This is a genomic window from Ramlibacter aurantiacus (assembly GCF_016722895.1).
GTDB classification, from domain to species: Bacteria; Pseudomonadota; Gammaproteobacteria; order Burkholderiales; family Burkholderiaceae_C; genus Ramlibacter; species Ramlibacter aurantiacus.
Genome location: NZ_JAEQNA010000001.1, coordinates 1,387,015 through 1,401,099 on the forward strand (window position 1 = coordinate 1,387,015; position 14,085 = coordinate 1,401,099).

The window sequence follows — 14,085 nt, forward strand, 5'->3', positions numbered from 1 at the left end:
AACGCGGCTGGAGCTGTTCAACCGAGCAGTCGGGCCGTGGTCAAGAGCGCGAGAAGCACCATCCACAGGACCACGGACCGCCAGACCAGCCCGACCACGCTGCGCAGGTGGCCGACCTCGGCTTCGCGGCCGGGGGTGCTTTCGCTGTCGTCCAGCACGCCGGAAGGCGGCGGCGCTGCGGACAGCGCCGGCAGGGGCGCCGAGACGAAGGCCGCGCGCAGGGCGCCGCCACCGAGCCGCACATTCACCGCCCCCGAAGTGGCGGCCAGGATCACACCATCGTTGTCGTTGGGAAAGCGCTGGGCATGGTGCCGCCAGCAATCGATCGCCTCCTCGAAACTCCCCACCACGGCGAAGGCGATGGCGGTGAGTCGCGCCGGCAGCCAGTCGATCATGTGCCAGGCGCGTACGCTCGCCCATTGCAGGGCCGGGCTCACGGGCTGGGTCTCGTGCAGGCTGCGGTGCGGCCAGTAGCGGGTGACGAATTCACTCATGCGATAGAGCACCGCGCCGGCCGGACCGAAACCGAGCGCAGCCAGCACCGAGAACCAGGCCAACACCCCGAACACATGCCGATGGGCTGCCAACACAGAGAATTCGATGACGTGGCGCACGAGTTCGCTGCGGGGCAGGTCGCTGACCTCCACCTGCTGCCACCGGGCCAGATGCTCGCGCGCCTGCGCTTCGTCGCCCGCTTCGAGGGCGTCGCGAATGGCCGTGAAGTGGTGGCTGAACTGCCGGAACCCCAGCGTGGTGTAGAGCACCGCCACGCTCCAGATCATGGCGAAGGGCCAGCCCAGGAAAGTCACCAGCAGCAGATGGACCCACCAGGCGAGGACGGCCGGCGCGAGCACGGCCAGCGCCCAGCAAACCCAGCCATGGTGCGGCTTGCCGGCATCGAAGTTGCTGCTGGTCCATCGTGCCCACTGGCGCAGCCCCGAATGGACGATGTTCCGCCGTGCCAGCGGCCGCACCTGCTCGAGCAACAGGGCGAACAGGATGGCGAAAAAACTCATCGCGGCATGATAGCGGCCCCTTCGACCAAGCCCATCAATCGGACGCCGCCCGTGGGCGGCGCGCCGCGAAGCTCAGGCCGCCAGGAAACGGTAGAGGTTGCGCAGCATGCCGGCGGTCGCGCCCCAGATGAATCGCTCGGCGGAGCCCTGCATGTACGGCATGGAAAAGAACTCGCGCGAGTTGCCGCCCACCTCGATGCGATGCCGGTGGTGGTGCGCAGGGTTCATGAGGAAGGCCAGCGGGACTTCGAACGCGTCCGACACCTCGTGCGGATTGAGGGCCAGCTGATGGTCGGGAGCGATCAGTCCCACCACTGGCGTGACCACGAAGCGCGTGCCCGTGGTGTAGGTCGGCAGTTCGCCGATCACTTCGATGTGTTCGCGCGCGAGGCCGATCTCTTCGAGCGCTTCCCGCTGGGCCGTATCAGCGGCGTCGCAGTCGGTGTCGTCGCGGCGCCCACCGGGAAACGCAATCTGCCCCGAGTGCGTGGACAAGTGCGTGGCGCGCTCGGTCAGCAGGACCATCGGCTGCTCACGCAACACCACCGGAACGAGCACGGCGGCCAGTGCGATCTGGCGGTCGGTGAAACGCGGCTCCGACCTCACCTCGGGGGTCCACGCCGGCGGGCGGACAAAGCGTTCACGCAAGGCCGCTGGCTGCAGCACCTCCAGGCGAACCGGAGGCAGGTGCGCATCGATCCCCGTGACCGGCACGGCGCGCGGGTCGAAATTCGGCAGCTTGCTCAGCGGCACGAATTCGGGAGGAGGAACAGGCGCGGGATCGATCGGCATATGCACGAATCGGGATGGGAGGGCCGCTATCGTAGCGGCCGCCCCTCCCACACCACCCGGCGTGCGGGTCCGCACCGGGCGGTTCGAGCGTTTGAGGTCATGAGAGACGAGGCAGGCCCTATCAGGCGCAAGGCGAGATCTCCCCAGGCAAGAACGCACTCCTTCATCGCACAGCCGCCGCATTGACGCCCGCGCCCCTTGATCACCAGAGCTTCACGGTGTCATGCCCGCTCGCCCTGGGCGCAGTCGCCTTCCAAGCGGGTCTTGTTCATCGGCTCGCGATTTACGCTCCACGCTTCCCCCCGCAGTCGGTCGCCCTCATGCAGTTGCGCTTCGCTTCCCTCGCAGTGACCAGCTTGTGGCGGGACTTCCACCGCAGGAGTGCGCCCATGCGGGGCGCACATGAAAAAGCCGCCGCAGCGCAAGCTGGGCGGCCTTCTCGATGCAGGCGGGTGTCAGGAAGCGACAGCCAGCTTGCTCGGCAGCTTTTCCTTGATGCGGGCCGACTTGCCACTGCGCTCGCGCAGGAAGTAGAGCTTGGCGCGACGCACATCGCCGCGACGCTTGACTTCGATGTTGGCGATCAAGGGACTGTAGGTCTGGAAGGTACGCTCGACACCTTCGCCGCTGGAGATCTTGCGGACGGTGAAGCCGCTGTTGAGACCGCGATTGCGCTTGGCGATGACGACGCCTTCGTAGGCCTGCACCCGCTTGCGGGTGCCTTCGACGACGTTCACGCTGACCACCACGGTGTCGCCGGGTGAGAAAGCGGGAATCTTCTTGCCCGATTTCTCGGTGAGGCGAGCAATCTCTTCTTGCTCGAGGGTCTGGATCAGGTTCATGGAAAGTCCTTGTCGATCGTGTCCGCGCTGCACTAAAGGCCCCTGCCTGCACAGGCGCTGTGCCTGTGGGCCGAGGCGGCCGGATAGAGGATCGCCGAAAAGCCCGCGATTATAGCTGGCGCAAAAAGCGCTCGTCCTGCGGTGCCAAGCGCCCTGCCGCGCGGGCGGCTTCGATCAGGTCCGGCCGCAGGCGCGCGGTGACTTCGAGGCGGCGCTCCCGCCGCCAGCGATCGATCTGCGCGTGGTGTCCGGAGAGCAGTTCGGCCGGCACCCGCTGGCCGCGCCAGTCTTCTGGCCGCGTGTAGTGCGGACAGTCGAGCAAGCCATCCAGCGCGGGATTGAAGCTGTCGGACTCGTGGCTGCCGGCATCGCCCAGCACGCCGGGCTGCAGCCGCGCCACCGCGTCGAGCAGGGCCATGGCGGCCACTTCACCGCCCGAGAGCACGAAGTCGCCGAGGCTCAGCTGCAGGTCGACATGGCTGTCGACGAAGCGCTGGTCGACGCCCTCGTAACGGCCGCACAGCAGGATCGCCCCTGGGCCGCTGGCCTCGCGCTCGACCCGCGCGTGGTCGATGCGCTCGCCCGTCGGCGAAAACAGCACGAGCGGCGCGCCGTCCGACCGCTCGGCGCGTATGGCTGTCACGCAGCGGGCGAGTGGCTCGGCAAGCATGACCATGCCCGGGCCACCCCCGAAGGGCCGGTCATCGACGCGGCGATACGGGCCTTCGGCGAAGTCACGCGGGTTCCACAGGCGCACGTCGACCTGGCGCGATTCGTAGGCGCGCCGGGTCACCCCACACTGCAGGAAGGCAGTGAACAACTCGGGAAAGAGCGTGATGAGATCGAAGCGCATGGATCGCCCGCTACATGGCCAAGCGGCGGTTCATCGATCGCCGGTTCAGTAATCGGCTTGCCAGTCGACGGTGATGCGCCCGCCGGGCACGTCGACCGAATCGACATAGGCCGACACGAAGGGGATCATGCGCTCGAGCGCCTCGCCGGCTTCTTCATGGGACAGCACCAGCACCGTCTGCGGGCCGGTTGCCATCAAGTCCTTGACCCGGCCGAGCACCTGCCCTTCGCGATTGAACACCTGCAGGCCGATCAGATCGACCCAGTAGTACTCGTCGTCGCCGGCAGTCGGGAAACTCGATCGGGGAATGAAGATGCGCGCGCCCTTGAGCGCTTCGGCTGCGCTGCGGTCGTCGATGTCGTGGACCGATGCGACCACACTGTCGGAGTGCTCCCGTGCCTCGCGAACGCGCAGCAGGACCGTGCCCTGGAAGGCGGGCGCCCCCCGTTCAGAAGGCTGCAGGTACCAGCGGCGGGAAGAAAAAAGCGCCTCCGGGGAAGCGCTGTGGGGCAGGACCTTGATCCAGCCCTTGATGCCCCAGGCATCAAGGATGCGCCCGACTTCAATGGCGTCCGCGGGCAGTTCCGCGGCTTCCAGCGGCAGGCTCATCCGGGGGGCTGCGGCAACCGGATCAGGCAGCCGCGGGAGCGGCGGCCGGTTGGGCCTTGGCGGCTTGCTTGATCAGCCGCTCCACCGTGGGCGAGGGCTGGGCACCGACGCCGGTCCAGTAGGTCAGGCGGTCCTGCTGAAGGCGCAGGCCTTCGACGCCTTCCTTGGCGGTCGGGTTGTAGAAGCCGATGCGCTCGATGAAGCGGCCATCGCGGCGGACGCGCTTGTCGGCCACGACGATGTTGAAGAACGGGCGGTGCTTGGCGCCGCTGCGGGAGAGTCGGATCACGACCATGATTTATCCTTGGGTGCAGGCTCAGCGATTGCGACAGGTTCGGCTCATGCGACACCGGCGACCCGCCAGGCCCGGAGGGTTCTTCCATCGTTGAGACACGCGACACGGCCACCCGGCCAGCCACACGTTGGAAAGCCGGCGATTATAGCCCTGCCAATTTCATGAGCATCTGCGAGAGATCCGGCCGCATCCCGCGGCCGGCCGCAGTGCCCGACCACGAACGCTCCAAATGAAGAACAAGACATTCGCCACCTGGCTCACATTCCTGGGTGGGCCGCTGGGCCTGCACCGCTTCTATCTGCGCGGCCTGGGCGACCTGCTCGGGTGGATGCTTCCGATGCCGACGGCGCTCGGGCTCTACGGCATCCAGCGCGTGCAGGCGTTCGGCCAGGATGATGTGCTGAGCTGGCTGCTGGTGCCGCTGCTGGGCTTCACCATCGCGGGCTGCGCCCTCAACGCCATCATCTATGGGCTGATGTCCCGGGAAGCCTGGAACGGCCGCTTCAACCCCGGCGCCGACCCCGAGGCGCCTGCGGGCGGCACGAACTGGCTGACCATCGGCGCGGTGGTCGCCGCCCTGTTGATCGGCACGGGGGTGCTGATGGCCAGCATCGCCTTCAGCTTCCAGCGCTACTTCGAATACCAGATCGAAGAAGGCCGGAAGATCTCTCAGTAGAGCAGCATGCTCAGCCAATAGGCCGCCGCGGCCACCAGGGCGCTGGCCGGGATGGTGAGGATCCAGGCCCAGACGATGCTGCCCGCGACGCCCCAGCGCACGGCGCTGGCGCGGCGCGTCGATCCCACGCCGACGATGGCGCCGGTGATGGTGTGCGTGGTGGACACCGGGATGCCCAGCGAGGTGGCCAGGAACAGGGTGATGGCCCCGCCCGATTCGGCGCAGAAGCCCCCGACGGGCTTGAGCTTGGTGATCTTCTGGCCCATGGTCCGCACGATGCGCCAGCCGCCGAACAGCGTGCCCAGGGCGATGGCCACATAGCAGCTCACGATGACCCAGGCCGGCGGCGAGGCGGCGCCGGCCGCGGTGTATCCCGTGGCGATCAGCAACAGCCAGATGATGCCGATCGTCTTCTGCGCATCGTTTCCGCCGTGCCCCAGGCTGTACGCGCTGGCGGACACCAGCTGCAGTCGCCGCGACCAGCGATCGACCTTGCGCGGAGGCGCGCGGCGGAACAGGCGCGACACCAGCACCATCATCAGAGAGCCGAGCGTGAAGCCGAGCGCGGGAGACAAGAGGATGAACAGCACGGTCTTGCCGATGCCCGACATGATCAGTGCACTGGTGCCCGCCTTGGCGATCACCGCGCCCACGATGCCGCCGATCAGCGCGTGCGAGGAACTGCTAGGGATGCCGTAGTACCAGGTGACCAGGTTCCAGGTGATCGCACCGACCAGCGCGCCGAACACCACGTGCGTGTCCACCACCTGCGGCAGCACGATTCCCTTGCCCACGGTGGCGGCCACGCTCAGGTGGAACACGAAGATCGCGACGAAGTTGAAGAACGCCGCGAAGACCACGGCCTGCCCCGGGCGCAGGACGCCGGTGGACACGACCGTGGCGATCGAGTTCGCCGCGTCGTGGAAGCCGTTCATGAAATCAAAGGCCAGCGCCAGTGCCACCAGCAGGAGCACGACCCACAGCGCCGCCTGGGTAGCAGTTGCGGTATCCATCGTTGATCAGTTGTCCAAAGTGCTTACGTCACGAGCCACCGTGAAGCGGCAGCCCGACCGACGGGGTGCTCGCGCACCCGCGCCGCGAAGGCGCCGCGCGGCGGCCGCCGTTCCAGGGCAACCGCGGAACCGGCTTGGCCGGGCCGCCGGTTGCGCCCCCCCCTGGGAGGGAGAGCGGCCGCAGGCCGCTTTCGGGGGGCCTCAAGAATGCTCGAGGACGATGCCCTCGATCAGGTTGGCCACGTCCTCACAGCGGTCCGTGACCGCCTCGAGCAGTTCGTACACCGCTTTGAGCTTGAGCACTTCCCGCACGTCGGGCTCTTCCCGGAACAGCCGGCTCATCGCGCTGCGCATCACCCGGTCGGCGTCCGATTCGAGCCGGTCGATTTCCTCGCAGGTCTTGAGGGCGGCCTCGGCCGTGGGTCCGTCCGCCAGCTTGCCGATCAGGGCCACCGCGTCCTTGACCCTCTCGCAGCAGCGCACGGCCAGGTCGGTGAGCTGGTGGATCTCCTGGTTCACGGACCGAAGGTCGTACAGAGCCATGGTCTCGGCCGCGTCCTGCAGCAGGTCGGCCACGTCATCCATGGCGTTGATCAACTGGTGGATCTGGTCGCGATCGATGGGCGTGATGAAGGTGCGGTGGATCTGCCGGTTGACTTCGTGGGTCACCCGGTCGGCCGCACGCTCGGCCTCACCGACCTCGCGGTCGTACTGTTCGCGCAGCCGGCTGTCGCTATAGTGGTTCACCAGCTGCGAGAACGCGCGCCCTGCCTCGACGATTCGCTCGGCATGCTGGTTGAACAGGTCGAAAAAATTGCCTTCGCGCGGTAGCAGCTTGCCGAAGAACATGGTTGCCAATCTTTCCCGTGGAATGCTTCTGGCGGATTGCGAAGCGGCAGGCAGTGTACTGCCGGCCCCGACCGCGGCCGAGCCGGTGGAGCCCCTCCACGAAGACCGCTGGTGCGTGGTCCTGGACAAGCCCGAAGGGCTGCTCTCGGTGCCGGGCCGCGGCCCCGACAAGCAGGATTGCCTCTCAGCCAGGGCGCTGCGGCAGTGGCCCGACGCGCGCATCGTCCACCGCCTGGACATGGCCACCTCGGGCCTGCTGCTGATGGCACGCGGCGAGTCGATGCAGCGTGCCTTCAGCCGCGCCTTCGAGTCCCGGCAGGTGGGCAAGCACTACGTGGCCGTCGTCGCCGGCCGCGTGCCGGCTGCGGCCGCGACCGATGCGGACGGTTGGGCCGAGATCGACCTGCCCCTGGCCGCCGACTGGCCGCGCAGGCCGCGCCAGCAGGTCGACCACGAGAACGGCAGGCCGAGCCGGACCCGCTGGCGCATCCTGCAGGCCCTGCAGGACCGCACGCGGCTCGAGTTGCAGCCGCTGACGGGGCGCACGCATCAGTTGCGGGTGCACCTCCAGGCCATCGGCCACCCCATCCTGGGCGATGCGCTGTACGGCGCGTCCACCCCGCCCGCCACACGGCTGCTGCTGCACGCGCAGGCACTCGAGCTGCGGCACCCCGTCACCGGCGAGCGGCACCGCTGGCAGTCGCCCGCCCCTTTCTGAGCGGAGTCGGAACCGCCGCGCCGCCGCCCGAGTCCCATCGTCGTCATCCCCAGCGAGGCCCCATGAACACCCACCCACGCCGAGCCGTCGTCGCCGCCCTGGTGGCGGCCCCCGCCGTCCTGCTGCTGCACCCGCGTGCGCGCGCCGCCACCCGGCCGCTCACGCCGGCGCAGGCCGAAGGGCCGTTCTATCCGATCCGCCTGCCCGAGGACCGTGACTTCGACCTGTTGCAGACCGGCTCACGCCGCTACACCGCCGGGCAGCCCGCCTGGCTGGACGGCCAGGTGACCGATCCGGAGGGCCGGCCCGTGGCGGGCGCGGTAGTCGAGATCTGGCAGTGCGACCAGGACGGGCACTACCACCATCCGGGCGACTCCGGCCGCGCCGATCCGAGCTTCCAGGGCTTCGGGCAGGTGCAGGTCGGCCGCGATGGCCGCTACCGTTTTCGCACGCTGCGGCCCGCACCGTACAGCGGGCGGACACCGCACATCCACGTGAAGGTGCGGCTGGATCGGCGCGAGCTGCTCACGACCCAGCTGTATGTGCAGGGCGAACCGCGCAACGCACGCGACGGCCTGTGGCAGCGGCTGTCGCCGCAGGCGCGCGAACTGGTGACGGTGCCGTTCCGGCCGGCACCCGACGGCGGCGTGCAGGCGCAGTTCCCGATCGTGGTGGAAGCCTGAGTCGTGGGCGGCCAACCCCTCACCCTCATCACCGGTGCCTCGCGCGGGTTGGGCTTCGCCATGGCCCGGCAGCTGCTGCACTCGAAGCACGAGCTGCTTTGCATCGCCCGCCACCCCCGTCCCGAGCTCGAGGCCGAGGCCACCGCCCTCGGGGTGCGCTGCGAGCAGTGGGCGCACGACCTGGCGCGCCCGGATGCCGTCGCCGCCCGGCTGGAAGGCTGGCTGATGCAGCGCGGCGATGCCGGGCTGGCCAGCATCACCTTGATCAACAACGCGGCCGTCATTCCGCCGGCGGCGCCACTGGCCGAGATTCCGATCCGCGAGCTGAGCGACGCCTTGCGCGTCGACCTCGAAGCCCCGCTGCTGCTGACCAGCGCCTTCCTGCGGGCCACGGCCGCCTGGGCCGTTCCGCGCAAGGTGCTCAACATCTCGTCCGGGCTGGGCCGCCGCGCGATGGGATCGCAGGCCACCTACTGCGCGGCCAAGGCCGGCATGGACCACTTTACCCGGTGCCTGGCCCTGGAGGAGGCGCGCAGCTCGAATGGCGCCCGCGTCTGCTCGCTGGCACCGGGCGTGATCGACACCGACATGCAGGTGCAGTTGCGCAGCGCCGACGTGAACGCCTTTCCGGACCGGCAGGGGTTCGTGGGATTGAAGCAGCAGGGCGTGCTCACCGCACCGGACGATGCCGCCGCCCGCGTGCTCGAGTTCCTGGCACGGCCCGACTTCGGCAGCCAGCCCGTGGCCGATGTGAGGGCCTGAACCGCCTTGCGGCGCAGGTTCAGCGGCCCGGCCCCTGGAAGCCGCCCGAGCGCAGTGTCACCACCAGCGTGTCGCGGTAACCACCCTCCTTGCCCAGCGGCTGGATGGGCGTGGTCTCGTGGATCACGCGCTCGTCGTCCAGCAGCAGCAGGCTCCAGGGCTCGGCGAGGGTGAAGCGCAGGCCCGCAGGACCCTCGGCCTCGAAGATGCGCGTCTCCCCGCCCTTGATGCCGTGCCTTGCCACCAGGAAGACGGCGACCAGGTCCACGCCGTCGCGGTGGGCTCCTTCCGGGGTCGGCCGGCCAATGCCGCCGGCGGTGTCGATGCGGAACTGGTGCGCCTCGAGATACCAGGGCTGCTCGCCCTTGAGCCGGGACGCGTGCCGGGCCAGTCCGCGCAGCAGCAACGGCCAGGCCGGCGTGGCCGTGACGGCCGGCGTCATGGGCTCGAACCAGCGCTCCATGCCACCGTGCAGCGCGTTGTATTCCACCGGCTGCCAGTGCGCCCGGTGCGGCGCCAGTCGGACCTCGCCGGCGTCCAGCACGTAGCTGGCGTGGCGGCGGCGGCGATAACGCCCGCCGTCCTTGAGGTAGTTGTCCGGCGGCAGATCGGCCCAGTCGCCGGCCCATCGCTGCAGGTCGTCGAGTGGACCACCCACCAGCCGCGCCACCTCGGCCGGCGCGAGCACGGCGAAGCCATGCTCGGCCAGTTGCGAATCGAGGTTCTCAAGGAGGGTCAGGGGCGCGGCGAGACTCATCGCGCGAGCTTAGCGCAGCGGCCCGCGCCCCCTGGTCAGGGCTCGACCTTCACGCCCTTCCAGAACGCCACCCGGCCCCGCACCATGTCGGCCTCCGGCTTGGGATCGGCGTAGTACCAGGCAGCGTCGGCATTGAGCTCACCGTCGACCAGCAGCGAGTAATAGCTCGCCTGCCCTTTCCAGCCACAGGTGGTCTTGTGGTTGCTGAAGGTGATGTACTGGCGGTCCAGGGCGGACTCGGGGAAGTAATGGTTGCCTTCGACAACCACCGTATCGTCGCTCTGCGCGATCACCGCGCCGTTCCAGGTTGCTTTCATTCCAATTCTCCAACCGACATGGCCACGCAAGGGCCCTCAGGCCGCCGCGGCGGCGGTCAACTCATCATCCACTGCACACAGAACCAGCGGCGACGGTCGAACCAGATCGGACCCGGCCTGAACCCTGCCCGCATCGCCAGCAGGCGCAGGCGCTCGGGCGTGAACTTATGCGAATTCTCGGTGTGCAGGGTCTCGCCTTCCCGCAGGGTGAAGCGGCGCTCGCCCAGCGTCACCTCCTGCTCGCGCCGGCTGGCCAGGTGCATCTCGATGCGTTGCAGCGGGGCGTTGTAGAACGCCGCGTGATCGAAGGCCTCGAGGTCGAAGCGCGTGCCCAGCTCCCGGTTGGCCCGCGCCAGCAGGTTCAGGTTGAAGGCGGCGGTGACGCCTTGGGAGTCGTTGTAGGCCGCGTGCAGCACCTCGGGCGCCTTCACCAGATCGGCCCCGAGCAGCAACCCGCCTCCCCGCAACACCTGGGCGGCCATGCGCATGAAGGCCAGCGCCTCGCGCGGCGTGAAGTTGCCGATGGTCGAGCCCGGAAAGAAGCCGACCCGCCGCACGCCCGGCTCGGGCGCCGGCAGCAGCAGGCGGCGCGTGTAGTCGGCGGCCATCGGCTGCACGTCCAGGCCGGGGTAGTCGCGCCGCAATCCCGCCGCCGCCGCGTCGAGGTGTTCGGCCGAGATGTCGATCGGGCGGAATCGGCGCGGCCGCTGCAAGGCATCGAGCAGCAACCGCACCTTCTCGCAGGAGCCCGCACCGAACTCCACGATCTCGACATCGGCGCCGAGTTCGCCGGCGATGTCGCCGGCATGCCGGCCGAGGACCTCGCGCTCACAGCGCGTGGGATAGTACTCGGGCAAGTCGCAGATGCGGTCGAACAGGCGAGATCCCTCGGCGTCATAGAAGTACTTGGGCGAGATCTCGCGCGGTCGCACGCTGAAGGCGCGCAGCAGGTCACGTCCGAACGCGCTGGTCTCCAGGGCCGGGGTTGCGGTAGGGGCAGCCTGCTCGCGCACAGGTGAAGCGGATCGAATCATCAGGACACCTCCCGGGCCAGGCGCAGCCCCGTGAACTGCCAGCGCGCGGCCGGCGGGAAGAAATTGCGGTAGGTCGGCCGCGCATGCCCCGAAGGGGTGGCGAAGCTGCTTCCGCGCAGCACGACCTGGCCGATCATGAACTTGCCGTTGTACTCGCCCACCGCCCCCTCGGGGGTGCGAAAGCCCGGGTACGGGTCATAGGAGGAGCGCGTCCACTGCCAGGCCGTTCCGGTCATCTGCTCCAGCCCCGGCGTGCCGTGGGCCGCCTCCCATTCGAACTCGGTGGGCAGCCGCGCGCCGGACCACTCGGCGAAGGCCGCGGCCTCGAAGAAGCTCAGGTGCATGACCGGAGCGGCCAGGTCCAGCGGCCGCAAGCCCTTCAGCCCGAACACCTGCCAGCCGTCACCGGGGCCGCCGGTCCAGTAAGCCGGCGCGCGCCAGCCTTGCGCCTGCACCTGCGCCCAGCCGTCGGACAGCCACAGCGTCGGTCGGGCATAGCCGCCGTCCTCGATGAAGGCCAGCCATTCGCCGCAGGTGACCAGCCGGTGCGCCAGCTCGAAGGGTCGCAGCAGCACCTCGTGGCGCGGCCCCTCGTTGTCGAACGCAAAGCCGGCGCCGCCATGGCCGATCGACCGCACCCCGCCATCCACGCGCAACCAGTGCAAGGGCGAACGCGACGACGACGAAGGAGCCGGCGGCAGCGGCACGCCCGCGCCGTACGCAGGGAACAAGGGATTGCAGGACAAGGCGTGCAGCATGTCGGTGACGATCAGCTCCTGGTGCTGCTGCTCATGGTGCAGCCCCAGTTCCACCAGGCCTGCCGCCGCCTCCCAGGCCGCCGCATCGCCCGCGGCGATGAACCCCTCGAGCGCCCGGTCCACATGAGCGCGGTAGGCGTGGACGGTGGCCAGGTCCGGACGGGTGATCAGTCCGCGCTGCGGCCGCGGATGCCGGGTGCCCAGGGCTTCGTAATAAGAATTGAAGAGATGGAAGAACCGCGGGTCGCACGGCTGGTAGCCAGGCAGATGGGGCACCAGCACCATCGCCTCGAAAAACCAGCTGGTGTGCGCGAGGTGCCACTTGGCCGGACTCGCGTCCGGCATGGACTGGACGCACTGGTCCTCGGCAGAAAGCGGGGCCGTGAGCCCGAGCGTCCAGGCCCGCACGTTCTGCAGGCGATCAGCCAGCGCCTCGCGTGGCAGGGCGGCACCGGTTCTTGTTGTGGGGAGCCTGGCTGGCATGGGCGGCGGCCTTCAAGCAATGCAGGCGCGGGGGCGCCTGCGGCTGCCGCAGGTTACCCCGACCTTGGCACCCGCCGCATGGCGGTGAAGCGTGATGTAACAGAGCGGCTGGCGGCGCTAGCGCAGCCAGGGCTCGCCCACGCGACGGATGTGCTTGCCTTCGACGACGACACGCTGTCCGGGCTCGAACGCCGCGTCCTGGACCATCTGGCGCAGCGTGCCGCTGGACATGCGCACGTAGATGCGCCAGGCCCGGCCTGGCCCATTGGGCTCACGCAGGTTGGCCACCATTTCGACCGTGCCGCAATCCGGGCACAGCATGTCCCAGCGATCGTGCGACTCGGCCGGCCACGGATCGGCTCCGGCGGAGAGCAGTCCGATGCCCCACGCCGAGATCAGGACCGTGAGGACCACGGGCCCCGACAGCAGGGACTTGCGGCCCCCCGGGGGCGACGTGCCCCCCGGGCGCCCAGGAATGAACGCGCGCCATCTCTCCATCTCAGTTCTCTCCCTCCGATTCAGGACCGCCGGTTTTACTGGTGAAGACTGACGGCCAAGCCGAGAAACCTCCTGCCGAGGTGGGAGATCGCGCGAATGCTGTCAGGTGCCCTCGTCGATCACCGCCTGGGCACCTGCAGGTGGTGATCCATTCCCGGACCACGTTGGCGCAGGCCCTCGATTCGCCGCTGATGGTCGACATGGGCGACAGCGCGGCGCGCGCTACCGCATCAGGCTGTTGTGAACCGCCGTCGCCGCGATGGCGGCGTGGCCTGCCGCCACGTTGATCTGGTTCAGGCCGTGGGCCACGTCGCCGGCGGCGTAGAGCCCGGGCACCGCCGTCTGCAGGTGCTCGTCCACCTCCAGCTGGCCGTCCGCGGCCGCGCGGGCGCCCAAGGCGGTGGCCAGGTCGGCGATGTGCCGCAGGCCCAGCGCCGGGTACAGCACGTCGAAGGTCAAGGAGGCGCCGTCCTCCATGGTGACGGTGACGCCCTGCTCGGTCAGGCAGCGGATCTCGCGCGGCACACCATTGGCGATCCGCACGCCGCAGTCCGCCAGGCGACGCAGCTCATCGGCGCCCACTTCGCGGCGCGAGCCCATCGACAGCCACGTCACCTCGTTGTCGAAGCCGGCCACGAAGATCGCCTCGCGCAGCCCGTGGCCCTCGCGCCCCAGCACCGCCACCCGCTGGTGCTGGGTCTCGAACCCGTCGCAGACCGGGCAGTAGCGGACCTGCCCGCGCTGCAGGCCTTCGCGCCATCCGTCGATCCCGGGTTCGACGTCCTGTGCGCCCGTGCACAGGATGACCGTGCGCGCGGACACCTCCCGGCCGTCGACGGTCGCCACGAAAAAGCCTTGCGCATCACGCTCGAGCGCCGTCGCCCGCGCGCACCAGGGCTCGATGCCGTAGCGTGCCGCGTGCTGGCGCAGCCGGTCGAGCAACGACGGCCCGTCGATGCCGTCGGGAAAGCCCAGCACGTTGCGCGTGCGCGGGATCTTGTTCAGCCGGCTCTCGCCGGCGTCCACCACCTGCACCGTGCGGCGGTAGCGCGCCAGGTACACGGCCGCGGTCAGGCCAGCAGGCCCGCCACCGATCACGAGGCAGTCCAGGCAAGGCACTGTGTTCATCG

The 14,085-nt window shown here is 69.2% G+C and carries 18 protein-coding genes; 4 read left to right on the plus strand and 14 right to left on the minus strand.

Going from position 1 to position 14,085, the window contains the following annotated elements:
• Positions 1-17: 17 nt before the first annotated feature.
• The 6 genes from JI739_RS06475 to rpsP all read right to left on the minus strand — a co-directional run bounded on the left by JI739_RS06475 (position 18) and on the right by rpsP (position 4,407).
• On the minus strand, positions 18-1,016 hold the full coding sequence (locus JI739_RS06475; protein WP_201682984.1) for a CobD/CbiB family protein: 999 nt from the start codon (positions 1,014-1,016) through the stop codon (positions 18-20).
• 72 nt (positions 1,017-1,088) lie between these two features.
• Positions 1,089-1,808, minus strand: coding sequence for a CoA pyrophosphatase (locus tag JI739_RS06480; protein WP_201682985.1), 720 nt, complete (start codon positions 1,806-1,808; stop codon positions 1,089-1,091).
• A gap of 455 nt (positions 1,809-2,263) precedes the next feature.
• A complete protein-coding gene (gene rplS, locus JI739_RS06485) occupies positions 2,264-2,650 on the minus strand; it encodes a 50S ribosomal protein L19 (RefSeq protein ID WP_201682986.1) in 387 nt (128 codons plus the stop codon).
• Between the two features lie 109 nt (positions 2,651-2,759).
• On the minus strand, positions 2,760-3,503 hold the full coding sequence (gene trmD / locus JI739_RS06490; protein WP_201682987.1) for a tRNA (guanosine(37)-N1)-methyltransferase TrmD: 744 nt from the start codon (positions 3,501-3,503) through the stop codon (positions 2,760-2,762).
• A 45-nt stretch (positions 3,504-3,548) separates the two neighbouring features.
• The gene (rimM, locus tag JI739_RS06495) at positions 3,549-4,112 is read right to left on the minus strand and encodes a ribosome maturation factor RimM (protein ID WP_201682988.1); all 564 of its coding nucleotides are present in this window, start codon (positions 4,110-4,112) and stop codon (positions 3,549-3,551) included.
• A 22-nt stretch (positions 4,113-4,134) separates the two neighbouring features.
• Entirely contained in the window at positions 4,135-4,407 is a 273-nt protein-coding gene (gene rpsP, locus JI739_RS06500; RefSeq protein ID WP_201682989.1) for a 30S ribosomal protein S16, read from the minus strand.
• 229 nt (positions 4,408-4,636) lie between these two features.
• Here rpsP and JI739_RS06505 point away from each other — a divergent pair, with 229 nt between their 5' ends.
• Positions 4,637-5,083, plus strand: coding sequence for a TM2 domain-containing protein (locus tag JI739_RS06505; protein ID WP_201682990.1), 447 nt, complete (start codon positions 4,637-4,639; stop codon positions 5,081-5,083).
• Here JI739_RS06505 and JI739_RS06510 read toward each other — a convergent pair.
• Positions 5,077-6,096: an inorganic phosphate transporter gene (locus JI739_RS06510; protein WP_201682991.1), complete on the minus strand. Its 1,020-nt coding sequence runs from the start codon at positions 6,094-6,096 to the stop codon at positions 5,077-5,079. The genes JI739_RS06505 and JI739_RS06510 overlap by 7 nt on opposite strands.
• A gap of 201 nt (positions 6,097-6,297) precedes the next feature.
• A complete protein-coding gene (locus tag JI739_RS06515) occupies positions 6,298-6,945 on the minus strand; it encodes a DUF47 domain-containing protein (protein WP_201682992.1) in 648 nt (215 codons plus the stop codon).
• Between the two features lie 22 nt (positions 6,946-6,967).
• On the opposite strand from JI739_RS06515, the gene JI739_RS06520 reads away from it, so the two are divergent.
• From JI739_RS06520 to JI739_RS06530, 3 genes are all read left to right on the plus strand, one after another.
• A complete protein-coding gene (locus tag JI739_RS06520) occupies positions 6,968-7,663 on the plus strand; it encodes an RluA family pseudouridine synthase (protein ID WP_201683330.1) in 696 nt (231 codons plus the stop codon).
• Between the two features lie 62 nt (positions 7,664-7,725).
• Positions 7,726-8,346: a dioxygenase family protein gene (locus JI739_RS06525; protein WP_201682993.1), complete on the plus strand. Its 621-nt coding sequence runs from the start codon at positions 7,726-7,728 to the stop codon at positions 8,344-8,346.
• 3 nt (positions 8,347-8,349) lie between these two features.
• On the plus strand, positions 8,350-9,108 hold the full coding sequence (locus JI739_RS06530; RefSeq protein ID WP_354003684.1) for an SDR family NAD(P)-dependent oxidoreductase: 759 nt from the start codon (positions 8,350-8,352) through the stop codon (positions 9,106-9,108).
• Positions 9,109-9,127: 19 nt separating this feature from the next.
• On the opposite strand, the gene JI739_RS06535 is transcribed toward JI739_RS06530, so the two are convergent.
• The 6 genes from JI739_RS06535 to JI739_RS06560 form a co-directional block, all read right to left on the minus strand.
• On the minus strand, positions 9,128-9,865 hold the full coding sequence (locus JI739_RS06535; protein ID WP_201682994.1) for a 2OG-Fe dioxygenase family protein: 738 nt from the start codon (positions 9,863-9,865) through the stop codon (positions 9,128-9,130).
• 35 nt (positions 9,866-9,900) lie between these two features.
• Positions 9,901-10,182, minus strand: coding sequence for a DUF427 domain-containing protein (locus tag JI739_RS06540; RefSeq protein WP_201682995.1), 282 nt, complete (start codon positions 10,180-10,182; stop codon positions 9,901-9,903).
• A 56-nt stretch (positions 10,183-10,238) separates the two neighbouring features.
• A complete protein-coding gene (gene egtD / locus JI739_RS06545; protein ID WP_201682996.1) occupies positions 10,239-11,216 on the minus strand; it encodes an L-histidine N(alpha)-methyltransferase in 978 nt (325 codons plus the stop codon).
• A complete protein-coding gene (egtB, locus tag JI739_RS06550) occupies positions 11,216-12,457 on the minus strand; it encodes an ergothioneine biosynthesis protein EgtB (RefSeq protein WP_201682997.1) in 1,242 nt (413 codons plus the stop codon). The genes egtD and egtB overlap by 1 nt, the downstream gene beginning before the upstream one ends.
• Before the next feature lie 117 nt (positions 12,458-12,574).
• Positions 12,575-12,955 carry a hypothetical protein gene (locus JI739_RS06555; protein ID WP_201682998.1) on the minus strand — a complete coding sequence of 127 codons (381 nt, stop codon included), beginning with the start codon at positions 12,953-12,955 and terminating at the stop codon, positions 12,575-12,577.
• 222 nt (positions 12,956-13,177) lie between these two features.
• Positions 13,178-14,083, minus strand: coding sequence for an NAD(P)/FAD-dependent oxidoreductase (locus tag JI739_RS06560; RefSeq protein WP_201682999.1), 906 nt, complete (start codon positions 14,081-14,083; stop codon positions 13,178-13,180).
• Positions 14,084-14,085: the final 2 nt, after the last annotated feature.